The sequence below is a fragment of the Maribacter sp. MS6 genome, from assembly GCF_056839185.1.
This window is the reverse complement of sequence record NZ_CM166389.1, coordinates 4,464,195-4,487,472: the sequence shown is the minus strand read 5'-3', so window position 1 is coordinate 4,487,472 and position 23,278 is coordinate 4,464,195. Positions and strand designations below refer to the sequence as shown.

The 23,278-nt window shown below is 39.5% G+C and carries 27 protein-coding genes; 19 read left to right on the top strand and 8 right to left on the bottom strand.

From position 1 onward, the window contains the following. Positions 1-200: 200 nt before the first annotated feature. Positions 201-596, top strand: a complete 396-nt coding sequence (locus MS6x_RS19535) for an acyl-CoA thioesterase (protein ID WP_482604524.1) — start codon at positions 201-203, stop codon at positions 594-596. A 26-nt stretch (positions 597-622) separates the two neighbouring features. On the opposite strand, the gene MS6x_RS19530 is transcribed toward MS6x_RS19535, so the two are convergent. From MS6x_RS19530 to ribD, 4 genes are read right to left on the bottom strand one after another with little or no spacing between them, the layout of a single operon-like run. Beyond that, positions 623-1,225: an IMPACT family protein gene (locus tag MS6x_RS19530; protein WP_482604522.1), complete on the bottom strand. Its 603-nt coding sequence runs from the start codon at positions 1,223-1,225 to the stop codon at positions 623-625. A 10-nt stretch (positions 1,226-1,235) separates the two neighbouring features. Beyond that, positions 1,236-2,093, bottom strand: a complete 858-nt coding sequence (locus tag MS6x_RS19525; protein ID WP_482604520.1) for an EamA family transporter — start codon at positions 2,091-2,093, stop codon at positions 1,236-1,238. Continuing rightward, positions 2,094-2,681 (bottom strand): HAD family hydrolase, encoded by a 588-nt coding sequence (locus MS6x_RS19520; RefSeq protein ID WP_482607198.1) that lies wholly within the window; start codon positions 2,679-2,681, stop codon positions 2,094-2,096. Between the two features lie 7 nt (positions 2,682-2,688). Continuing rightward, positions 2,689-3,774: a bifunctional diaminohydroxyphosphoribosylaminopyrimidine deaminase/5-amino-6-(5-phosphoribosylamino)uracil reductase RibD gene (gene ribD, locus MS6x_RS19515; RefSeq protein ID WP_482604519.1), complete on the bottom strand. Its 1,086-nt coding sequence runs from the start codon at positions 3,772-3,774 to the stop codon at positions 2,689-2,691. Between the two features lie 98 nt (positions 3,775-3,872). Here ribD and MS6x_RS19510 point away from each other — a divergent pair, with 98 nt between their 5' ends. The 6 genes from MS6x_RS19510 to MS6x_RS19485 all read left to right on the top strand — a co-directional run bounded on the left by MS6x_RS19510 (position 3,873) and on the right by MS6x_RS19485 (position 9,598). Then, positions 3,873-4,358 (top strand): GNAT family N-acetyltransferase, encoded by a 486-nt coding sequence (locus MS6x_RS19510; RefSeq protein WP_482604517.1) that lies wholly within the window; start codon positions 3,873-3,875, stop codon positions 4,356-4,358. A gap of 2 nt (positions 4,359-4,360) precedes the next feature. Continuing rightward, the gene (gene prmC, locus MS6x_RS19505; RefSeq protein WP_482604515.1) at positions 4,361-5,230 is read left to right on the top strand and encodes a peptide chain release factor N(5)-glutamine methyltransferase; all 870 of its coding nucleotides are present in this window, start codon (positions 4,361-4,363) and stop codon (positions 5,228-5,230) included. 94 nt (positions 5,231-5,324) lie between these two features. Continuing rightward, on the top strand, positions 5,325-5,906 hold the full coding sequence (locus tag MS6x_RS19500; RefSeq protein WP_482604514.1) for an LOG family protein: 582 nt from the start codon (positions 5,325-5,327) through the stop codon (positions 5,904-5,906). A gap of 5 nt (positions 5,907-5,911) precedes the next feature. After that, positions 5,912-7,900 carry an NAD-dependent DNA ligase LigA gene (ligA, locus tag MS6x_RS19495; RefSeq protein ID WP_482604512.1) on the top strand — a complete coding sequence of 663 codons (1,989 nt, stop codon included), beginning with the start codon at positions 5,912-5,914 and terminating at the stop codon, positions 7,898-7,900. A 152-nt stretch (positions 7,901-8,052) separates the two neighbouring features. Then, the gene (locus tag MS6x_RS19490; protein ID WP_482604510.1) at positions 8,053-9,306 is read left to right on the top strand and encodes a cation:proton antiporter; all 1,254 of its coding nucleotides are present in this window, start codon (positions 8,053-8,055) and stop codon (positions 9,304-9,306) included. After that, positions 9,290-9,598 (top strand): hypothetical protein, encoded by a 309-nt coding sequence (locus tag MS6x_RS19485; RefSeq protein WP_482604509.1) that lies wholly within the window; start codon positions 9,290-9,292, stop codon positions 9,596-9,598. Before MS6x_RS19490 ends, MS6x_RS19485 begins: the two co-directional genes overlap by 17 nt. Before the next feature lie 157 nt (positions 9,599-9,755). Here MS6x_RS19485 and MS6x_RS19480 read toward each other — a convergent pair whose 3' ends face one another. Then, on the bottom strand, positions 9,756-10,232 hold the full coding sequence (locus tag MS6x_RS19480; protein WP_482604507.1) for a Dps family protein: 477 nt from the start codon (positions 10,230-10,232) through the stop codon (positions 9,756-9,758). A gap of 267 nt (positions 10,233-10,499) precedes the next feature. On the opposite strand from MS6x_RS19480, the gene MS6x_RS19475 reads away from it, so the two are divergent. After that, positions 10,500-10,886: a hypothetical protein gene (locus MS6x_RS19475; RefSeq protein ID WP_482604505.1), complete on the top strand. Its 387-nt coding sequence runs from the start codon at positions 10,500-10,502 to the stop codon at positions 10,884-10,886. 80 nt (positions 10,887-10,966) lie between these two features. On the opposite strand, the gene MS6x_RS19470 is transcribed toward MS6x_RS19475, so the two are convergent. Genes MS6x_RS19470 through MS6x_RS19460 form a run of 3 tightly spaced genes read right to left on the bottom strand, consistent with a single transcriptional unit; the run spans position 10,967 to position 13,160 of the window. After that, positions 10,967-11,407, bottom strand: a complete 441-nt coding sequence (locus tag MS6x_RS19470) for a GNAT family N-acetyltransferase (RefSeq protein WP_482607197.1) — start codon at positions 11,405-11,407, stop codon at positions 10,967-10,969. Between the two features lie 19 nt (positions 11,408-11,426). Further along, complete coding sequence (locus MS6x_RS19465; RefSeq protein ID WP_482604504.1) at positions 11,427-12,335, bottom strand: metallophosphatase; 909 nt, start codon at positions 12,333-12,335, stop codon at positions 11,427-11,429. Positions 12,336-12,374: 39 nt separating this feature from the next. Next, positions 12,375-13,160 carry a 5'-nucleotidase C-terminal domain-containing protein gene (locus MS6x_RS19460; protein ID WP_482604502.1) on the bottom strand — a complete coding sequence of 262 codons (786 nt, stop codon included), beginning with the start codon at positions 13,158-13,160 and terminating at the stop codon, positions 12,375-12,377. A gap of 45 nt (positions 13,161-13,205) precedes the next feature. On the opposite strand from MS6x_RS19460, the gene MS6x_RS19455 reads away from it, so the two are divergent. The 11 genes from MS6x_RS19455 (at position 13,206) to coaE (ending at position 23,260) form a co-directional block, all read left to right on the top strand. Further along, positions 13,206-13,739, top strand: a complete 534-nt coding sequence (locus MS6x_RS19455; protein WP_482604501.1) for a DUF6913 domain-containing protein — start codon at positions 13,206-13,208, stop codon at positions 13,737-13,739. A gap of 2 nt (positions 13,740-13,741) precedes the next feature. Next, positions 13,742-14,632, top strand: a complete 891-nt coding sequence (gene dapA / locus MS6x_RS19450) for a 4-hydroxy-tetrahydrodipicolinate synthase (protein ID WP_482604499.1) — start codon at positions 13,742-13,744, stop codon at positions 14,630-14,632. 122 nt (positions 14,633-14,754) lie between these two features. Next, complete coding sequence (locus tag MS6x_RS19445; protein WP_482604498.1) at positions 14,755-15,573, top strand: outer membrane protein assembly factor BamD; 819 nt, start codon at positions 14,755-14,757, stop codon at positions 15,571-15,573. A gap of 12 nt (positions 15,574-15,585) precedes the next feature. Beyond that, complete coding sequence (locus MS6x_RS19440; protein ID WP_482604496.1) at positions 15,586-15,918, top strand: DNA-directed RNA polymerase subunit omega; 333 nt, start codon at positions 15,586-15,588, stop codon at positions 15,916-15,918. Between the two features lie 5 nt (positions 15,919-15,923). Continuing rightward, the gene (gene coaBC / locus MS6x_RS19435; RefSeq protein WP_482604494.1) at positions 15,924-17,129 is read left to right on the top strand and encodes a bifunctional phosphopantothenoylcysteine decarboxylase/phosphopantothenate--cysteine ligase CoaBC; all 1,206 of its coding nucleotides are present in this window, start codon (positions 15,924-15,926) and stop codon (positions 17,127-17,129) included. Next, positions 17,122-18,015, top strand: a complete 894-nt coding sequence (gene porD, locus MS6x_RS19430; RefSeq protein WP_482604492.1) for a type IX secretion system protein PorD — start codon at positions 17,122-17,124, stop codon at positions 18,013-18,015. The genes coaBC and porD overlap by 8 nt, the downstream gene beginning before the upstream one ends. A gap of 55 nt (positions 18,016-18,070) precedes the next feature. After that, a complete protein-coding gene (gene recN / locus MS6x_RS19425) occupies positions 18,071-19,723 on the top strand; it encodes a DNA repair protein RecN (protein ID WP_482604491.1) in 1,653 nt (550 codons plus the stop codon). Positions 19,724-19,778: 55 nt separating this feature from the next. Then, positions 19,779-20,588, top strand: coding sequence for an enoyl-ACP reductase FabI (locus MS6x_RS19420; RefSeq protein WP_482604490.1), 810 nt, complete (start codon positions 19,779-19,781; stop codon positions 20,586-20,588). Between the two features lie 118 nt (positions 20,589-20,706). Continuing rightward, a complete protein-coding gene (locus tag MS6x_RS19415; protein WP_482604488.1) occupies positions 20,707-21,717 on the top strand; it encodes a glycosyltransferase family 2 protein in 1,011 nt (336 codons plus the stop codon). Continuing rightward, complete coding sequence (locus MS6x_RS19410; RefSeq protein WP_482604487.1) at positions 21,714-22,679, top strand: CdaR family protein; 966 nt, start codon at positions 21,714-21,716, stop codon at positions 22,677-22,679. Before MS6x_RS19415 ends, MS6x_RS19410 begins: the two co-directional genes overlap by 4 nt. Beyond that, positions 22,676-23,260, top strand: a complete 585-nt coding sequence (gene coaE, locus MS6x_RS19405; RefSeq protein WP_482604486.1) for a dephospho-CoA kinase — start codon at positions 22,676-22,678, stop codon at positions 23,258-23,260. The genes MS6x_RS19410 and coaE overlap by 4 nt, the downstream gene beginning before the upstream one ends. The last annotated feature ends 18 nt before the right edge of the window (positions 23,261-23,278 follow it).

Below are 23,278 nucleotides of genomic sequence, written 5' to 3'. Positions count from 1 at the left end.
AATAAAAAAGCCCTTGTTTAATGGTTAGTTATAATAGTCAAACAAAATAAGTGTGTGTTGTTTCCTTATTATGTAGTGGACAAATATGTGAACAAATAAGCTAAAAAAAAATCAATCGCTATTGAATTTGACCTTTTTTTTTCTCATGTTCGCTTGCGCATTGGGGGAGCATTTAAATATATACTTTTTTACTTGAAAAAATGGGTGCAAACGAAATTACTTTTAGGATTAGATATGGTGAAACAGATCAAATGGGTGTTGTGTATCACGGTAATTATGCACAATATTTAGAAATGGGTAGAATCTCATGGCTACGTGCTTTGGACTTGTCGTATAAGGAAATGGAAGCAAATGGCATTATGTTGCCAGTAGTAAGCTTAGAAATGAAATTTTTAAAACCCGCACTTTTTGATGATTTGGTTACGGTGAAAACAAACCTCAAAAGGTTGCCCATGGTGCGGATAGAATTTGATTATGAGCTAACCAATCAAAACGATGAAATTTTGGCAACAGCGAATACCGTTTTGGCCTTTATGGATTCAATTAAAAAAACGCCTATAAAATGCCCTGAGGATATTTTTAATAAACTAAAATAATCTTTTCACAAATAAGCGCAAATTGGCTAGTGCTTAGTTACGGTAATCTTGTGAAGTGATTTTAACTCTTCCAATATTTTCTTCACCTCGTTCCTCCTTACGGCAATGATTATATCGCAGTTCATATGCATATCCTGTGCTACCAGCTCTAATTGATTCTTCTTAATAAATCGCATTACTATATCCATTTCTGCGTACTCAAAATTAAGCGTAAACCGTTCCTTGATTATTCTTTCTACTATTTTAGAGCTTTCCAAGGTCAATTGTGCCGTATTTTTATATGCTGAGATTAATCCTCCTACGCCCAATTTAGTTCCACCAAAAATTCGGACAACCGCTACAAGTACATTTGTTAGGTTAAAGGATTGAATTTGACCATAAATGGGCATACCCGAAGAATTATTGGGCTCCCCATCATCATTTGCCCTATACGATACATTTTCTACCCCTAACTGCCATGCGTAGCATACGTGATTGGCTGTGGGATATATTTTTCGTAATTCCTCCAATAAAGGTTTTACATCCTCCTCCTCCTGAATAGGGAAAGCATATCCATAAAATTTACTTTTTCTTTCCTTTAATAGAATGGCGCTAACGGGTTTAGATATGGTTTTATACGAGTCTATCACTTCTATTATTTTAAAGTACTAAAACAATGCTTAACACTGCCAAACCAATGCCTAGCCAATTTTTGGCACTAAGTTTTTCTTTAAATAATGTAATTCCAAAAAGGGTAGATAGTATTACGATACCTACATTGTTTACGGTAAATATAGAAGCGCTACTTAAACCCTCATAACCTAAAGCACGTAACAGAAAATAAATGGAAAAGAAGTTAGGTACGCCCAAGGCTATTCCTCCAAAAATATTTTTAAAGTTAATCTTTACGGGATGTTTAAAAGATTGGACTATCATAAAGCATAGGCCTGTAACCCCTGCAAAAAAGAACACTAGGGAAGAGAACAGTGCAAATTCCGCCTCGGGCACATGAGCCTGCTGAAAATATTTAATGGCAGAATCGATAATACCAGAACCTAGGAATACTAAAAAAGGAAGAAGAAGTGCAGAAAAATGAAAGCTTTCTGCGGCTTGTTTCATAGAGGCCAGATATACGGCCAAAATGGCAATAACAATTCCAAAATACTGAATTCCATTCATCTCATCGTTGTAAAGAACCACACTTAAAATAGCAGGGATTACAAAGGACATCTTTGTAGCGACAGAGGCTACGGAAACTCCAAGTTTTTGGGAAGTTGCCGCCATGATATTAAACACTAATATAAATAGTACGCCTAGCGCCATAGCTCCCCAGAACCAACTTTTTAAAGGCAACGTTAAAATATCCAAGGCTCCTTGATAAAAAATAAGACCCACCAAACAGGCTATCACATAATTTGTAATAATCGCGTATAAAGTTTGAATTTTGTACCGTACAAATAGCTTAAATACTACAAAAATGAGACTGGAAAAAAGAATACTGAGCGCCAGATATTGCATTTAAAGTTCTTTCTTTAGGTCGGTAATATCTTCCTTACCAACATTCAGGTGCCAAGTATTTATTCCAATCGATGCAGCTGCATCTGTGTTTTCCTGTGTATCGTCAATGAAAAATGTATCGGTGGCGTTCAATCCGTTCTTTGCCAGTACAAAATCAAAAATTTCGGTATTTGGTTTTCGCATCTGTAGTTCATGGGAAAGGTAAAATTGCTCAAAACATGCCTTAAAACGGTTCCAGCGTTCCTTACCCATGGTTTTTTTTACATAATCTATATGTAATTCGTTGGTGTTGCTTAATAGAAACAGTTGGTATGCACTTTCTGTTTTTAGGTTTTCTAGGAAGCGTAATCTAGATTCGGGAAAATCCAAAAGAATAGAATTCCATGCATGGGTTAGCTGTTCCGTAGTTGCAGAGGGAACCAATTGTTGAAGTTGTACTATAAAATTAGAAGAACTTATTTTACCTACCTCATAGCTTTTGGCCAAGGTATCCATTTCAGGAGTCAATTCTGGATATCCAAATAAGGCCAATTGTTTATAGACCGCTGGTTTATCCAAATTGATAAAAATATCCCCAAAATCAAATATGATGTTCTTAATCGTTTTTTAAAATTGTTAGTTGGTCTTTTTCTATTGTTTTAGTGTACATCAAGCTTCCATTAATATTCGGGGCTTTGATGCCTCCTTTAAAACGGGATGCCCCCTTAAATATTCGTGCTTCGTCCCATAAATTCGCATCTATAAACGATTGTAATGTTTTTGCGCCTCCTTCAACAATAACGCTCTGAATCTGTAGTCGATATAGTTCGCTACATATCACCTCCACACTCTCTATAGCTTCTTCTAACAATACATATTCAATACCAGGAATGTATTTGGAACTATCTGCGACGGTTGTAAAAACAATGGTTCTATGTTCCCTGTTCAAAACGTGATAGTTGGCAGGTATTTTAAGTTGTTTGTCTATTAGGATGCGCTTAGGTGACTTCCCTGTCCATAAACGCACGTTTAACTTGGGATTATCTTCTAAAACGGTAGTCGTACCTACTAAGATGGCCTGTTCTTCACTTCGCCATTTGTGTACCACTTGCTTCGATAAATTACCGGTAATCCAAAAAGGTTGTGGAACGGTATCCCGAAGTTCTTTTTGAGGTGCAATAAACCCGTCTTCGGATACCGCCCACTTTAAAATAATGTAAGGTCGTTGTCGCTCATGAACCGTTAAAAAGCGTTTGTGATGCTCTGTACACTCTTTTTCTAAAATCCCAGTAATTACTTCACATCCTGCATCTTTTAGTTTTTGGATGCCCTTTCCCGCTACTTTGTGGTGCGGATCTATTAAACCCACAACTACTCTTGGTATCTTATGTTTAACGATTAAATCTACACAGGGCGGTGTTTTTCCAAAGTGGGAACACGGTTCTAGGGTTACATATAGTGTCGATTTTGATAGCAGGCCATGGTCATTAACCGATACTATTGCATTTACCTCGGCGTGCGCACCACCAAACGCACTCGTAAATCCTTCGCCAATAATAGTGTTCTTATGCACGATAACAGCGCCTACCATAGGATTGGGTGCGGTTGTCCCTAACCCATTTTTGGCCAATTGAATGCAACGGTACATAAATGTTTCATCTATCGCAAGTTGACTCCTATTAGTATTCGCCGTTGTTTGCATCTTTTGTTTTTACTTAGGCTTAGGGTTTATGATTTTACACATTTCATGTATCTTCACGCACCAAAAATAATACTTTAAAACCTATAACAAAGGATACTGTGGGAACGGCCGTAATAAGGAAAATAAAGAAATCGGATAACGCTAGGGTTGCCCAGGTAATACGAACCGTGCTGGTGGACTTAGGTGTCCCAAAAGTAGGTACAGCCTACTCCGATAAAGCGTTAGATCACATGTTTGAAAATTATGATGTTCCTAGATCTGCTTACTTCCTAGTGGAAGAGGATGGTGAAGTGCTTGGTTGCGCAGGGCTAGCACAGTTAGAAAATTATAAAGGGAACTGTTGTGAACTTCAAAAAATGTATCTGCTGAACCAAGCAAGGGGCAGGGGTATAGGGAGACAGCTTATGGAGGCCTGCCTTGCAAAAGCCAAATTATTTGATTTTGAGGAAATTTACTTGGAAACGATGCCGGATATGAAACTGGCACAACACCTCTATGTAAAATCAGGATTTAAATATATTGATACTCGTATGGGAAATACAGGACATTTTTCATGTCCGGTTTGGATGCTAAAAACGGTTTAAAAATGTTACTGAAAGAAATCCAGACGATTTTTCATACTGAACTAGATGCACTTTATGGCACCCAAGAAGTTACTAGCTTTTTTTCCATGTTGATAGATCATTTTTTAGGGTTGGAAAAATTTGTTCTGGTACTGCAACCAAATTTAATGGTTTCCAAAGAAGATGAGGCACTGCTTTTTAAAGCCCTTAGTGAGTTAAAGCAGGATGTTCCGGTGCAACATATTATAGGCGAGACGGAGTTCATGGACCTAAAATTCAAAGTATCACCCAAGGTGTTGATTCCTAGGCCAGAAACTGAAGATTTGTTACGGTGGATACTGGAAAATCATTCAAAAAACCATAATGAATCCCTACGAATTTTGGATATCGGAACGGGTAGTGGATGTATTGCCATTAGCCTTGCCAAGTACCTAACAGCTGCTAAAGTGTCTGGATTGGATATTTCCACTGAAGCTTTGGACATGGCCAGGATAAATGCCGACAAAAATGAAGTAAAAATCGATTTTCAACTGGTTGATATTTTAAGTCGTATCGCACCGAATAAAATTGAATCAAAATTTGATATCATAGTTTCTAACCCACCTTATGTCAGGGAGTTGGAAAAATATAAAATGAGTGCGAACGTCTTGGAGCATGAACCGGAGATCGCCCTCTTTGTGCCCGATAAAGACCCATTGGTATTTTACAAGGCGATTGTTATTTTCGCTACCGGACATCTAGTCAATAACGGCTGTTTGTACTTGGAAATAAATCAATATTTAGGAAAAGAGATGGTGGACTTGTTAATATCCAGTGGATTTGGGGAAGTGGAATTACGAAAGGATATCTTTGGAAACGACCGGTTGGTAAAAGGGGTTTTTAGAGGGTGGTAGTTTAGAAATAAATAGTAATCAGTCGGTATTCGAATTTGATTTTTGTATTTTTTTTTTGAATTTGACCCTTGGACTTGAACGTAAAAAAATTGTAATGAAAGGAATTGTCGTTTTTTGTGGAAGTAGTGAAGGAACAGATGCTAAATTTGCAAAAGATGCCTATAACTTTGGCGCAACACTTGCTAAACAGCAAATAGATGTAATCTATGGCGGTGCTAAAATTGGCATCATGGGCAAAGTAGCTCAGGGCGCATTGGATAATAAGGGTAAAGTCATAGGTGTCATTCCTGAGTTTTTAAAGCAAAAGGAGGTGTATCATGATGGACTTTCGGAACTCATTATCACGCGGCACATGCATGACCGTAAACTTAAAATGCACGAGCTTAGTGATGGCATACTCATGCTTCCAGGCGGATTTGGCACCTTAGAAGAATTTTTTGAAATGCTGACGTGGGCACAACTAGGACTACATCCATATCCCATCGCAGTTCTGAATACCAACGGATTTTATGATGAATTGCTGCACATGATGAAAAAGATGGTGGATAAGGGTTTTGTGAAACATGAGAATTTACATGCGATTCTTGTAGATGAGAATATCGATATACTATTGAAAAAGATGGAGGCTTTTAAACCCCTCCCGATACCGCAATGGATGACTAAAGAAGAATTTTGATAGGTATGGAAGCAAAGATAAACGCACTGCGAGATGAGTTAAGGGAGCACAATTATAACTATTATGTACTAGATAATCCAACAATTTCAGATTTTGATTTTGATATGAAATTGAAGGAATTACAACGTTTGGAAGCCGAACATCCGGAGTTTTATGACGAGGGTTCACCTACTATTCGTGTGGGCGGTATGGTCACAAAGAATTTTGATACTATTGCGCATGAACACCGCATGTACTCCTTGGATAATTCCTATTCAAAAGAAGATCTGGAGGATTGGGAAAAACGCATTCAACGTAATCTGGGGGATGCTCCTGTTGCCTATACCTGCGAGCTAAAGTATGACGGTGCCTCCATCAGTATCACCTATGAAGATGGGAAACTGGCGCGTGCCGTGACGCGTGGAGACGGAATCCAAGGCGATGATGTGACCACAAATATAAAAACGATTAAATCGGTTCCTTTGCAATTACAAGGCGATTATCCTGCGAAATTTGACATTCGTGGCGAAATTGTACTTCCTTTTGACGGTTTTCTGAAGATGAACGAGGAACGCCTTGCCAATGGGGAAGAACCCTATATGAATCCACGGAATACGGCCTCCGGCAGTTTAAAATTACAGGATAGTGCTATGGTGGCCCAACGACCTTTGGAGTGTTTGCTCTATAGTATCGTCGGTACGAATACTGGAATCGAATCCCAGTTTGAAATGCTAGAAAAAGCGCGTACATGGGGCTTTAAAGTTCCTACCGTGGCCAAATTGTGCCATAGCACAGCGGAGGTGATGGAATTTGTAGACGAATGGGATGTAGCGCGGCACCAATTGCCCTATGAGACCGATGGTGTTGTGGTTAAGGTAAATAGCTTACAACATCAAGAGGAATTGGGGTATACCGCCAAAGCGCCGCGTTGGGCCATGGCCTATAAGTTTAAGGCGGAGCAGGTCTCAACGGTATTGAACGAGATTACCTATCAGGTAGGGCGTACAGGTGCCATAACGCCGGTTGCCAATCTAGAGCCTGTGCTCTTGGCCGGAACCACGGTAAAACGGGCTTCCTTGCACAATGCAGATCAAATCGCTAAATTGGATATTCGAGAGGGCGATACTGTTTTTGTGGAAAAAGGGGGTGAAATTATTCCGAAGATAATCGGTGTAGATCTAAGTAAACGTCCGGCAGGGTCTACGGAAACGGTTTATATTTCGGAATGTCCGGAATGTCATACGGTTTTGGAACGAACCGAAGGCGATGCTAAGCATTACTGTCCCAATGAATATGGTTGTCCGCCTCAGATTACAGGTCGCATTCAGCACTTTATTTCCCGTAAGGCCATGGATATTGAAGGACTGGGTGGGGAAACTGTAGAGCTATTATTTAAAGAAGGGTTGGTACAGGATTATGCCGACTTATATGATCTTACCAAAGAACAAATCTTGCCTTTGGAACGCATGGCAGAGAAATCTGCCGACAATTTGATTAAAGGCGTAGCCGAGTCCGTTGCCATCCCGTTTGAGCGGGTCATGTTTGCCTTGGGCATTCGATTTGTGGGTGAAACGGTCGCTAAAAAACTGGCGAAAGCCTATAAAAATATTGATGCGTTGGCCGTCGCAACAAAGGAGGAGCTCGTTGCCGTAGATGAAATAGGGGATCGCATTGCCGCAAGTGTTGTCGATTTTTTCAGCAACGAAAAGAACCAACAGGCCATAACGAGACTCAAGGAAAAAGGGGTTCAGTTTTCCCTATCTGCCGAAAAACTGGAAAACCAGACCGATATTCTCAAAGGAAAAACCTTGGTTGTATCTGGCGTGTTCGACACGGTGAGTAGGGACGAGCTGAAAAAATTGATAGAGGACAATGGGGGCAAGGTAGGTTCTTCCATATCCTCAAAGACCAGTTACTTGGTTGCAGGCGATAAGATGGGACCTAGCAAACGTACCAAGGCAGAGAAGTTAAATGTTCCTATCATTACCGAGCAGGATTTTTTGTCGATGGTATAAGCCTTAAATGATAATGTCTAGCTGAATGGAGTCAAAGCCCCGTCTTGGTATTAAATGGTTTTAGACTCTGCTTGGACTGACACGCAATTAAAACGTAATTCATTGTGTAATTACCTAGTATAGTAACTTTATAAACAGAATAAAAACAACCTATGGACTATTTTATCATCGCATCGATACTGGTATTTATCTCCGCCATTTTTGGCTACATCAATGTGAAATTTTTAAAACTTCCCAATACCATTGGCCTAATGTTGATAACCATTGTGTTTACCCTAGCGGTTTTTGGCATCAGTTATTTTGATGACACGCTATTGGATGCCGAACGGTATATAATTAGTCAGATCGATTTTAAGTACCTCTTGCTAGATGTGATGCTAAGTTTTCTGCTCTTCGCAGGGGCCTTGCATACCAATTTTGAACAACTGAAGATACAGCGTTGGCCCATATTGGCTTTTTCTACTATGGGCGTTTTGGTGTCTACCTTTTTGGTAGGAACCATCATGTTCTATGTCTTACAGGCGTTTGGATTACAGATAGATTTTATTTATTGTCTGCTTTTTGGCTCTTTGATTTCCCCAACGGACCCTATTGCGGTACTTGGAATTTTAAAACAAGCAGGAGCTCCTAAAAACCTAGAAACCAAGATTGTAGGAGAATCTCTTTTTAACGATGGGGTAGGGGTTGTCGTCTTCTTGACCATCTTTCAATTGGCTTCATCTACCACTGGGGAAATAGACCCATTGGCTATTCTAGAGCTTTTTGGCGTGGAAGTAATCGGAGGCATTGTTCTGGGACTCTTGATCGGTTGGGTAACATACCGCTTAATGCGCTCCATAGACGATTATGATATTGAAGTAATCATTACCCTTGCTGCCGTGATGATGGGTACCGTAGTGGCACAAAAATTCCATCTGTCCGCACCCTTGGCCATGGTAACCGCCGGTTTGGTTATAGGCAACGACAAGGTTCGTGATTCCGCTATGTCTAAAACTACCGAAACCTATGTGGATAAATTTTGGGAGTTGCTGGATATTCTGCTGAACACCTTGTTGTTTGTGCTGATTGGTATGGAAATGTTGGTCATTTCTTTTGAGTTCGATTATGTAATCGCAGGATTGCTCGCCATCCCCATTGTACTGGCCTGCCGTTATATCTCGCTGTTGCTCCCTATAAAATTCTTTGAAAAAAAGCTCAACTTCGTACCGCGAACCAATTTGGTCATGACCTGGGGCGGACTCCGAGGCGGTATTTCCATTGCCTTGGCATTGGGGCTCACACAAGAGATGCACCGCGACTTGTTTTTGGTGATTACCTACGTGGTAGTCGTTTTCTCAATTGTGGCGCAAGGCTTAACTGTAGGTAGGTTGGTTAAAAAAGTAACCGGAAATGTCGATGCTGCCTAAAAACTATACAGAATTTGAACAGACCCTAGTCCTACCAACCCCGCCCGCACCCTGGCCTGATGCGCTTAAAGCCCTTTGGTTCGATGCCAAAGGCGATTGGGTAGCCTCGCATAACATTGCACAGGATATGTATACCGAATTTGGCAGTTGGTTGCATGCCTATTTGCACCGTAAAGAAGGTGATAAATTTAATGCTGGCTACTGGTACCGGCAAGCGGGGAGAAGCTATCCTGTAATCTCGTTGGAAGATGAGCTACGAGAAATGGTGGCCATGGTTTTGGAAGGTAACTAAAACAAAACACTGTTACATTGGGTTCTGGAGTTATAGATAAACCATAGCTGTTCCTATGCACAAATCTTTTAGTTTACAGGTTAGAACAAAAAAGCCACAGCACGAGTTAGAACTGCGCTACGGCTTATATTTCGTAATACCTGTTGATTTTTTAAAGCTATTTATTTAGAAAAGAAGAATACATCCAAACTAATTTTTCTTGTTCACTTACATAGTCGCTCATTAAGGCATTTGTACCTTCGTCATCTGCATCAGCAGAAATAGTCAGTAATTCGCGCTGAAGTATAATTATAGTCTGAAAAGAATTCAAAATATCTTCCACAGCTATAGTTCCATCGCTTACTTGAAGACTAGCTTTGATTTTAGATGTAGCACTATAATCCGCATAGTTGTGTTTCGGGGTGTGTCCCAAGGTTAAAATCCGTTCCGCTACTTCATCAATTTTTAGCATTAGGTCATTATATAATTCTTCAAACTTTACATGAAGTTCAAAGAATTTTTCTCCTTTTATATTCCAATGATACCCACGCGTATTTTGATAAAAAATAGAATAGGTTGCTAAAAGTGTATTTAATTTTTCAGCTAAATGCTTTGCTTTGTCTTTGTCTAGCCCAATCCGATTTGTATTGTTCATTTTTCTGTTTTTTAAATGTCTTAAATTAATGAAACAAAGGTACTTTTTATGTTTACCGAATACGGTAACAAAGATTACATAAGTCAAATTTTATTTGTAGCACGTTTTTTTATTAAGTACGGCACGCGTTTGACACCTTGTGCTTGGGCGGGTTTGAATAGTGTTTCATATAAAAAGGTGATTGTTTTAGATTGAAAACCTTAGGAATATGGAATGTTTTAATTTGAGCTATCTTCGGGAAGATTCATTCTTTAAAAACCAAACCAGATGAAAAATATAGCTTGTTTTCTTACATGTTTTCTTTTTACACTATCGATTTTTGCACAGAATATGGCTCCTGATGCTCCGGTAGCCGACAGTGTTATGGTTACCGTTTTTCTAAAGCACCAACAGGATAAAAACCTGGCCGAAATAGGCGAGATTCTCGAAAAGAACAAGTTTTGGGAACAATTTCCACCGAAATCTGCCAAAATAGTTTCTTGGTATGTCATGATGGGTATTGGTCAGGTTGTAACCGTCAAAATACCGGGAGGGGCCTTACGCGAACTTAATTTAACAATAGAAAAAGGGGCCTGGGGAGCATTTGATACCGAATTTTATCCTACCTATGATTTGTACCCTGTGATTAAAGGTAGATTGACCAATAAAAAATAATCCAATTAAAGAAGTATCTTACTAATTCTTGTGATTAGCCTTTGATTTGTTCCGTGTTCAGTCATCACTAAAACAATTACCTAAATCACTTTCCTAAAACAAACACTATTTGCCATTTGTTCATAAGGTGGATAGTTGGGAATACGAACATAATTGTTCTTTTTGTACAATGCAATAGCTTCGGGTTGCCGCAAGCCTGTTTCTAGAACGCAATGTGTATATCCCAGCTCTTTCGTCCATTTTTCCAATTCAATCAGTAGGCGAGAGGCAACACCTTTTCCACGGGAGTCCATGGCAACGTACATTCGTTTGATTTCCATACTATCGTTGTTAAATGACTTTAAGGCGCCGCAGCCAACGGGAATAGCATCCTTGTAGTAGATAACACAATGCTTTAATTTAGTAATACCGTTAAACTGAGCGTAAAATGCATTTTCTGCTCCATCGCGCTTGGCTAAATCAGCATCCAACAATGCAACGAGCTTTTTAAAATCTAGGTTTGCCGAGTCTGTTCGTATCACTTTTTCCAAACCAAGGTCTTTATACGGTTATAGAAACCCCTTCTACTGCAATTCCACCAGTATCAAAGTAAAAATCGATTCTCCCTAAACGAACCCCATAACAACCCACTTGGTTCACGAGAATATCTCGCCCAGCGGCATTTTGTACTACACTGGGCTTTTCCAAAAAGGTATGTGTATGGCCGCCTATGATTAAATCGGTATGTTTGGTTTTGGTCGCCAAGGTCATATCGTCCGGACGCTGGCCGCCCTTATATTGGTATCCTAAATGTGAAAGGCAAATGACCAGGTCGCATTTTTCATCCTCTTTTAAGATACGTTCTACATCTACCGCTATTTCATAGGGTTGCAAGTACTCCGTCTCTTTATATAATTTTTTGGTAACCAGTCCGGAGAGCTCAATACCAAGACCATATACGCCAATTTTGATACCATCTCGTAGGTAGGTTTGGTAGGGTTTGGTAAAACCGTCCAAAATAGTTTTACTAAAATCGTAATTAGAAGAAACAAAATCAAATTTCGCATAAGGTAGCTGTGCCAAGAGTCCGTCTACACCGTTGTCAAAATCATGATTGCCTAGGGTAGCGGCGTCGTAGTTAAGCATAGTCATCAATTTCATTTCCAATTCGCCACCGTAAAAATTAAAGTAGGGTGTACCCTGAAAAATATCTCCAGCATCGAACAATAAGGTGTTCGGATTTTCTTCCCGTATGCTGTTGACCAATCCTGCTCTTCGGGCGAGGCCACCAAGTCCCGGAAAACTTGAATGTTCAATGGGAAAAGCATCTATATGGCTATGCACATCGTTGGTGTGCAAAATGGTAATATGCTTTTTTGAACCTCCCGAACAAGAATTTAGGCTTAATCCACCTGCACCAATATAGGATGCCGAAGCAAAAGTGTTTTGTATAAAATTTCTTCGTTTCATTTACATAAAAATTAAATGTCCTAAAAAGGTTTTCATGTCTTAGTCTATTTTATAAAAACGGTTATCGACTTTTGTCGTGAGCGTATCTACCTTAGAAAAATAATCGATCATTGCGTTACGTATTTTGTAGTCCAATGTGGTAACAGAAACACCATTTTTAAAAAATACCATGTCATCTCCGCCACTCACCAAATAATCGGATGTAGCAACGTAGTACACTTTATCGTTTTCCAAAGGTTTGCCCTGTATGTTAATATCTTTTACCGTATCGTCGCTATTCAGTACAATTTGAATGCCAGATACCGGGTGCGCCCGTTTCGATTGCACAAGGTAGTCAACCAGTTCCAGTACGGATGTTCCTTTTAGTCCAACGACCGAAATGTAATTCTCAAAAGGCATCACTTCATAGGCAGTACGTTCCGTTACATAACCCTTAGAAATACTCGCCCGTATACCGCCGTGGTTCATCAATACAAAATCAATGGGATCGCCCGTTCTTTTTTTGAATATTGGGTTGCCTTCAGACAAGATAATATCCGCCATTAGATTCCCAACGGAACTGTTGTACTTACCATCTGATTTAGATATGGTGTAAGGCGCATAGGCCAGGGCGCTATCCAAAATAACATCTATCCTTTCTCGATAAGGTTTCACATAATCTTCAATAGCTTGGACCGAAACAGCAGTGGAGTCAACGCTGAGCTGTGCACCTGTGATGGAGGTTAATGTATTCTCGGAATCCTTGCAAGACGCAAAACATATAAATGTTATAAATATAACAAAATGTTTAATATATAAAATTGGAAAGTGTTTTAACTTCGCCATAGAGTTCTATGTATATTATTTACATTTGTAGAAATGTAAAAATACATGTTTTTAAAAGGAATTAAGGACAAGTTTAAACAGAAATCTGCCCGTAAATTTATACAGCAGACACTGGCTAAACCTACCGCCGAAAGCACCAGAAAAAAAGGAGTTCGCAAAGTAGGATGTATTGTAAATCTTGACAAGTTTGATTCAACGGATAAGTTCTATGAATTTTTGGAAGAGTTTGGCCTACAGCCCAATGCGGTTAAAATCATTGGCTACAAAAGCTACTACGACAAAAATTCACCATACGCCACCCCTGTTTTTTCCGATAAGGATTTGGGCTGGAACGGAGATATAGAAAATAGTTATGCGCTTGAGTTTTTGAATGGGGAATATGATGTTTTGGTTAATTACTATAACGAAAGTAATTTACTATTAAATATTATGTCCTTGAAAACAAAGGCTCGTTTGAAAGTGGGTTTTAAAGAGGTGGGGCCAGAGTTTAATGATTTAATGTTAGAAACAAAAATTTCTGATTTTAAAACCTTTAAAACAGAACTTAAAAAATATTTGGGGGTACTTAAAGAATTATAGCTATGGAACAATTAAGGGGTACTGGTGTTGCTTTGGTTACGCCATTTAAGGAAGATGGAAGTGTTGATGTGGAAGCCCTTTCCAACATTGTTGTTCATTGTAAAAAGGGTAGGGTAGATTATTTGGTTGCCCTAGGAACTACGGCGGAGTCTGTTACCCTTACCAAAGAAGAGAAACAAGTTGTTTTAAATGCCATAATAGTAGCCAACAATGGAGAATTGCCCTTAGTAGTGGGTATTGGTGGAAACGATACTAGGGCGGTACTAAAGGAGATTCAATCCCTAGATCTTAGTGATTTTTGTGCCATTCTTTCGGTATCACCGTATTACAACAGACCTACACAAGAGGGTATTTACCAACATTTTAAGGCAATAGCGGAAGCATCGCCCTTACCAATAATTGTTTACAACGTACCGGGTAGAACAGGTAGCAATATGCTACCCTCGACTACATTGCGTTTAGCAAAGGATGTAACGAATATTGTAGCCATAAAGGAAGCGTCGGGCAACATGGCTCAACTATTGGAGCTACTTCAAAACAAACCGGCTGATTTCATGCTTATTTCTGGTGATGACCTAACCGCCTTACCTACTATTTTGGCAGGTGGAGATGGGGTTATATCTGTTATTGGACAGGGACTACCCCAAGAATTTTCAGAAATGGTACGCTTAGGATTGGCAGGTAATGCCAAAGAAGGGTATCGTTATCATTACCGGCTACAAGAAGGAATGCACCTTATTTTTGAAGAGGGGAACCCAGCGGGAATAAAGGCTATTCTAGAGCTTTTGGGGCTAGGGTTAGGTGTGGTAAGGTTGCCGCTCATTGCCGCATCAATAGCGCTCAAAAAGAAAATAAATCGCTTTTTGCATGCTGCATCAAAAATTACAGCATAAACGTTTACGTTAAAACTTACCTAAAACCTATACCGCGGCAATGGAATGCGCTTATTTTTGATGTTATAAAAATGTTTTTTAAATCCATCGGGAATCACTAATTTTGCAAAATGTTTTTTAGAATGAAGCACTATTTTATGGTTTTGGTTTTGGCAGTTGCCTTTCAATCTTGTAGTGAGTACCAAAAAGTACTTAAAAACGAGGAGGTGAAGCCGAAGTATGACATGGCCGAAAAATTTTATGAGGAAGGTGATTATAAGCGTGCTAACAGATTGTTAGAGCAGATTGCACCAAAGTATATCGGTAAGCCTCAAGGAGAGCGTGTAATGTTCTTTTTGGCTAATAGTTATTTTGAGTTGGAAGACTATAATACCGCTGGCTATCAGTTCGAGCGATTTATTAAATCCTATCCCAAAAGCGATAAAAGTACAGAAGCTGCATTTTTAGGAGCAAAAAGTTATTACGAGCTTTCTCCAAATTATTCTTTGGACCAAACCGATACGGATAAAGCCTTACTAAAACTACAGAACTTTATTAATGCCTATTCCGAGTCCGAGTATTTTGCGGAGGCAAACGCAATGGCCCAAGAGCTTACTACGAAAAAGGAGCGTAAAGCGTACGAAATTCTTAAGCAGTATAATAAGCTCGGAGAGTTTAATTACGACATGATTAAATCAGCCGTTGCCGCAAGTGAAAATTTTGTTTCCGATTTTCCAGGATCTATTTACAGAGAGGAAGCGTTATTTGTAAAGGCAGACGCACTCACTCACATGGCGATGAACAGCTTTGAGAGTTTACAACAAGAGCGGCTGCAGAACGCTAAAGATGCGATAATGGCGTTTAAGAAACAGTATCCGAACTCTACATTAGATAAAGAAGTGACCGACTTGATGGCCAAAGTAGAAAACGGATTATTACAATACACAGCAGAATCAAAATAAATAGTTGACATTATGAACACGAACGACTTAAAGAACTCTAAAGCTGCCGTATCTACGGTAACGATTAATAAAAATGAGTTTGATAGTAAAACCAATAATATTTACGAAGCAATTTCCATAGCATCTAAACGTGCTGTGCAAATCAATTCCGAAATCAAAAAGGAATTGTTGGAGAAGTTGGAGGAGTTTGCTACCTACAGCGATAGTCTTGAAGAGGTTTTTGAGAACAAGGAACAGATAGAGGTTTCCAAGTTTTATGAAAAATTACCAAAACCACATGCCATGGCGGTAGAAGAGTGGTTAATGGATAGGATTTACCATAGAAATACAGAGAAAGACGGATAAGGTATATGTTAGGCGGCAAAAACATCCTTTTAGGCATTACCGGAGGGATTGCGGCCTATAAAACTACATTCCTTGTTCGTTTATTCATAAAAGCTGGCGCTAACGTTAAGATTGTTCTTACGGAAAGCGCCAGCTCTTTTGTTTCCCCACTTACCCTTGCCACGCTCTCCAAACATCCGGTCGTATCCGATTTTGTAAAATCCGAAGACAATACCACGGATTGGAACAATCATGTTGAACTTGGCCTTTGGGCAGATCTTATGGTTATTGCTCCGGCAACAGCGAATACCATGTCTAAAATGGCCTCCGGCAACTGTGATAATCTACTTTTGGCTACCTACTTATCCGCTAAATGCCCTGTTTTCTTTGCTCCTGCAATGGATTTGGATATGTATAAGCACCCAAGTACCAAAACCACTATAGAAACATTGCGCTCCTATGGCAATTATATGGTTCCGGCAACATCGGGCGAATTGGCAAGCGGACTTCACGGCGAAGGTAGAATGGCAGAACCAGAGGCTATTGTTGCCTTCATAAAGAATCAACTTATAAAAGGGCTTCCCCTAAAGGATAAGAAAGTATTGATTACGGCAGGACCAACTTACGAAGCCATTGACCCAGTGCGTTTTATTGGAAACCACTCTTCCGGACTCATGGGCTTTGAGTTAGCCAAATGTGCCGCACGGCTAGGGGCGGAGGTGGTGCTCGTTTCTGGTCCCACAAAATACACCGTGGAACAGGATAACATTTTATTGGTGCCGGTGGTATCAGCAGAAGAAATGTATGTAAGCGCTCATAAATTCTATGCGGACGCCGATATCGTTATTTGTGCGGCAGCCGTAGCGGATTACAGGCCTAAGGTTGCCGCTACACAGAAAATCAAAAAATCTGATAGCGATTTATCAATAGATTTGGTCAAAACCAAGGATATCCTATTTTCCCTAGGACAAAAAAAGAAAGACCAATATTTGGTAGGTTTTGCATTAGAAACAGAAAATGAGGTAGAAAATGCAATAGGAAAATTAAAACGAAAGAATTTAGATGCCATTGTTCTTAATTCCCTTAAGGATAAAGGGGCAGGTTTTGGTGGTACTACCAATAAAATAAGTTTCTTAGATACCAATTCCGCAATACAAACGTTTGAATTAAAAACCAAGGCAGCCGTTGCCGAGGATATTTTTAATGAAATCATTAAAAAACGCTATGCGTAAGCTATTATTTTTCTTTACTCTCTGTCTGATATACAGCACTGCAAACGCACAGGAGTTAAACGCTACCATTACGGTAAATGCCGATCAGGTATCCCAGACCAACCAACAGATTTTTCAAACACTGGAACGGTCTGTAACTGATTTTGTGAACAAGACAAAATGGACGAATAGGGTATATAAGGAGAATGAGAAGGTAAATGCCCAAATATTTATTACCATCACCGAATATGATTCCGATCGTTTTACAGGTACGATACAGTTACAGTCATCCAGACCCGTGTTTAATACGTCTTATGAAAGCACGGTTTTTAATTATAAGGACAATCAGTTCAATTTTCAGTATATCGAATTTCAGCCCTTGGTATTTAACGAGAATGTCTTTGAGTCTAACCTTGTAGCTGTTTTGGCATACTACGCCTATATCATTTTAGGTCTGGATGCCGATACGTTTACATTGGAAGGCGGTACGGATTATTTTAGAAAGGCGCAACAGATTACAACGCAGGCCCAAGGCAGTAATTTTGCTGGTTGGAACCAGTCGACGTCCGATAATAGAACACGATTCGATTTTATAAGTGATATACTTTCCAATACCTACAAGGAATATCGTGTTGCCATGTACAATTACCATAGAAAGGGATTGGATATTTTAGGCGATAATAACAGCACGGGCAAACAGGTTATTGCAGGCACTATCAATTTATTTGAGATTATGGTCAAAAGAAGGCCCAACGCCTTTTTGGTACAAACTTTCTTTGATGCCAAATCTGAGGAAATACAGAATGTTTTTTCTGACGGTCCCAAAGTAGATATCGTAAAGCTAAAAGAAACATTGAATAGCGTGGCTCCTTTTTACTCCGGTACATGGAACGATATTAGTTATTAGCCACTTTTTTCACTTCGGAATATAGCCTACCTTTGTTTCTCTAAAAGCGGAACAAGTGTTAGTCAATCTCACCATTGAAAATTATGCATTAATAGACAGTCTAGAAGTCGATTTGGCCTCTGGTTTTACCGTGATAACTGGGGAAACCGGAGCGGGTAAATCTATATTACTAGGTGGACTTTCCTTGGTCCTAGGTAAGCGTGCAGATTTAGCCTCTTTACGTAACAAAGAGCAAAAGTGTATTGTAGAGGCTCAATTTTCCATAAAGGATTATGGTCTGCCGTCTTTCTTTTCTGAGAACGACTTGGATTATGAGGAAACCACGATTATACGAAGAGAGCTACTGCCCAGTGGAAAATCACGTGCTTTTATTAACGATACGCCCGTAACCTTAGATGTTCTCTCCAGGTTGGGAGACCAGTTGATAGATGTACATTCACAACATCAGACTATGCGACTGACGGAGAACGATTTTCAGTTTAAGCTAATCGATGCACTTGCCAACAATAGGACACGACTTTCTGAGTATACAACTACATTAACAGCCTATTCCGAAGTACAAAAAGAATTGGAAGTTCTAATCGCTTTTCAACAGAACGCAACAAAAGAACAGGATTACAATGCATTTTTATTAACCGAGTTGGAATCTGCGCCACTTAAGGAAGGAATTCAAGAGGAATTGGAAACACAGTATGAGCAGTTGAACAATGTGGAGTTGATCAAAGAAGAGCTATCCAAGGGCGACCAAATTTTTAATGATGATCAGATTGGGGTGCTTTCCTTACTTTCAGAGGCACGGGCGGCTTTGTCTAGGTTGTCCGGTTTTGGGAAGCAGTATGCAGGTTTGTTTGAAAGAATACAATCCGTTGTCATAGAACTGGAGGATGTAAATTCAGAATTGCAAGCTTTTCAGGAAGCCGTTGAATCTGACCCAGCCTTGTTAGAAGAGGTAAATACGAAACTGCAACTACTTTATAATTTACAAAAAAAACATGGGGTTTCAGAAATATCAGAATTAATAGCTATCAAAAACCAACTTTCCGATAGTCTTTTTGAAAGCGCAAACGTAGACGAAAAAATAGCGGTAAAAACCAAAAAGCTTCAGGAGCTAGAAAAAGCACTGAAGGAACAAGGTAGCGTATTGCACGAAAAACGAAACGAGGTAATTGCACAATTAAAAAAACAACTTGAAGAAGACCTTTCCCTTTTGGGAATGCCAAGCGCTTCCTTTCAAATTACCTTAAATATTACAGATAGTTTTAAAGCGAACGGAATGGACGAACTTTCATTTTTGTTTACTGCAAACAAGGGTAGTTCCTATGGTTTACTTAAAAAAGTAGCGTCAGGAGGGGAACTTTCCCGTATAATGTTGGTCATTAAAGCAATTTTGGCCAAATACGAAAAATTACCTACCATCATGTTCGATGAAATCGATACAGGGGTTTCTGGAGAGATTTCGAACCGAATGGCAGATATTATGAAAGACATGAGTGCAGAAATGCAGGTTTTTTCCATAACGCATCTTCCGCAGGTGGCCTCAAAGGGACATCACCATTTTAAGGTTTACAAAACAGAGGAACCAGGAGGAACACGCACCAACATGAAAAAACTTGTTCATGACCAGCGCGTTGCGGAAATTGCCGAAATGTTAGGGGGTAAGGACCTGTCGGATTCTGCTTTGGCACACGCAAGAGAGCTACTTACGTAATAGACATATTTTAAATATCTTTGAACATTAAATTTAACATAGGAGCACAACATACATGGCGTACAATTTATTAAAAGGCAAACGAGGAATAATATTTGGGGCTTTGGATGAAAAATCCATTGCTTGGAAAACGGCGATGAGCGTACACGCAGAAGGTGGTACTTTTGTTTTAACAAATGCGCCTATTGCAATGAGAATGGGCCAAATAAATGAGTTGGCAGAAAAAACAGGCTCCCAAATTATTCCTGCGGATGCTACCGATGTTGATGATTTGGATAACTTAGTTAACAAGGCTCAAGAGATTTTAGGAGGTAAGTTAGATTTTGTATTGCATTCTATAGGAATGTCCGTAAACGTTAGAAAGGGTAGGGCCTACACCGATGAAAAGTATGATTTTACGAGTAAGGGCTGGGATGTTTCGGCACTATCTTTTCATAAAGTAATGCAGTCTTTATACAAAGCGGATGCCATGAACGAATGGGGCAGCATTGTAGCCCTTACCTATATGGCCGCACAACGTGTATTTCCGGACTATAATGATATGGCGGATAACAAGGCGTATTTAGAATCCGTAGCCCGTAGTTTTGGATATTTCTTTGGAAAAGAGAAGAAGGTACGTGTGAATACTATTTCCCAGTCCCCGACGCCTACAACAGCCGGACAAGGGGTAAAAGGTTTTAATGGTTTTATTAGCTATGCAGAGCAAATGTCTCCATTAGGCAATGCTACTGCACAAGATTGTGCCGATTACACCTTAACACTATTTTCGGATTTGACCCGTAAAGTAACCATGCAAAATCTTTTTCACGATGGAGGTTTTTCTAATACAGGTGTTAGTCAGGAAGTTATAGAGAAGTTTTCGTAGCACATTGCAAACGCAACAAATGACTGCTTTTAGGATTTCTTGCAGAATTACTAGTCATTCAGAACATATACTTGGTGCAGATGCACGAAAGTTTTGATTAATCGATATAAAAGTAAAAATGGAATTATCTTTTTCTTTTATCATCCCTGTTTATAATAGGCCCGAAGAAATTAACGAGCTTTTAGAAAGTCTTTCCAAACAAACGTATACAAAGCGCTTTGAGGTGGTAGTCGTAGAGGATGGTTCTACCATAGCCTCGGATGCCGTTATTTCCAAGTACAAGGATGTTTTGGATATTTCGTATTATGCCAAACCTAATTCTGGTCCTGGCGATTCCAGAAACTACGGAATGCGCTTGGCAAAAGGTAATTATTTTATTGTATTGGATTCCGATTGTATAGTTCCGCCCCCATATTTGGTACAAGCAGAGCAAAGTTTAATGGAGGATTTTGTGCACTGCTACGGTGGTCCCGATGCCGCCCACGATTCCTTTTCAGATATTCAAAAGGCAATTAATTACGCGATGACTTCTTTCTGGACAACAGGAGGGATACGAGGCGGAAAGAAGTCCGTTGAAAAATTCCAGCCGAGAAGCTTTAATATGGGAATTTCTAAAGAGGCTTTTGACACCGTAGGTGGCTACGGAAATATTCATCCTGGAGAAGATCCTGATCTAACCATTCGTATTTGGAACCATGGATATAGGACCAAATTGATACCCGAGGCATTTGTATATCATAAAAGACGTATCGATTGGCATAAGTTTTATGTACAGGTTAATAAATTTGGAATGGTACGGCCTATTTTGAACAAATGGCACCCGGAAACGGCAAAGGCTACCTACTGGTTTCCTTCACTTTTCTGTATAGCCTTAATCGTATCGATCATACTGGCTATTTTAGGAGTTTTATTGCCAATAGCACTACTTGCTATCTACTTTTTTATTCTTTTCTTAGACGCTTTAACAAAGACTAAAAGTATATTTATCGCTTTTTTGGCCTTGTTCGCAACAGGAGTTCAGTTTTTAGGATACGGCTATGGCTTTTTAAAATCTACCCTGTATATTACATACAATACCAGTAAACCACAGGAAATTTTCCCTAACTTATTTTTTAAAACTAATTCTTGATTTTGATTGTAGAGCGTGTAAGAGCCGGATTAAAGAAACGAAAAGTAAAGGTGTTCTTGCTTTTCTTGGTTTGTTCTGCCCTTGCTTGGCTCATCAATACTCTTTCGCAGTCCTTTGTGAGTAATACCTCTTTTGCATTGGAATATGTAAATACCCCCGAAGAGTTTTTACTCGCCAAAACGCCAAAAAGCACTGTCGATGTTCGACTTAAGGCAATAGGTTTTCAGTTTGTCGCGTTTGAAATACGTAAACGTAAAGTACAAATAGACCTCTCTAAGGTAAACGTAATGGATGATCGTTATTTTATCTTACCTAAAGTGTATCGGAAGCAAATAGACAATCAACTACCCAATAGCATTGAGGTTTTGGAAATGGACAGGGATACCTTATTTGTTGAGCTCACAAAACTTGTAATAAAGGAGGTTCCGGTAATTCCTAGAACCACCGTTGATTTAGCTAAAAACTATATGTTGGACGGTCCTATTCGTGTTGAGCCGCAACGTGTTACCATTACGGGACCCAAAAATGAAGTAGACAGCATAAGCGCTATTCGAACTTCTTTTATAAACCTGGAGAACATTACCGTTGATTTTGCTCAAAAACAAGCTTTGGTACTGCATAGAGATTTAAAAAAGTCTAAGGTAACGCCGTCTAGCGTAACGATTTCCGGAAGGGTGCTGCGCTTTTCAGAGAAGGTTCTTTCCGTACCCGTGCATATGATTAATGTCCCGGACAATGTAAAGGTACGAATGTTTCCAAATGAAGTTAAAGTCCTCTGCCAAGGTACAATTGATGCATTAAAGGATTTAGAGCCAGGAGATTTTAATATCATTTCTGATTATGACCAAATAGCATCCGCCAATGAAAACAGATTGCCATTGGAGATGAAAGCATTTCCCGAGAGGCTAAGCAAAGCGACGTTAGTGACAAAGGAAGTAGAATTTATACTGAGAAGGGAATGATGATCGTTGGACTTACAGGCGGAATTGGTAGTGGTAAATCTACCATTGGCAAACTATTGGAAGAGCTAGGTGTACCGGTTTATAACTCCGATACAGAAGCCAAACGATTAATGAATACCTCTAAAGTGTTGCGTAAAAAGGTAGTTGAACTATTAGGAGAGAAGTCCTATGTAAAAGACCAACTTAACAGGTCCTACATTGCTCAAAGGGTTTTTAACGATAAGGTGCTTTTGGGTAAGTTAAACGATATCGTACATCCTGCGGTTCGGAAGCATTTTTTAAAATGGGCAAAAAAAAAACAGAAGCCTTATGTGGTGCAGGAAACTGCTCTATTGTTCGAAAATGGGATGGAAGACTTTTATGATAAAATCGTCTTGGTTACGGCCCCTAAGAATATCCGAATAGAGCGGATAATGGCTAGGGACGGCAGTACAAAACAAGAAGTTTTGGAACGTATGGACAATCAGCTAGATGATAGTATAAAATTACCATTGTCCGACTATGTGCTAGAGAATACCGAATATGACAAAACCAAGTCAAAAGTCAAAGCGCTTAACATCGCTCTGCTTGCATATTGCTAGCATCTCCAAGATTTTAAC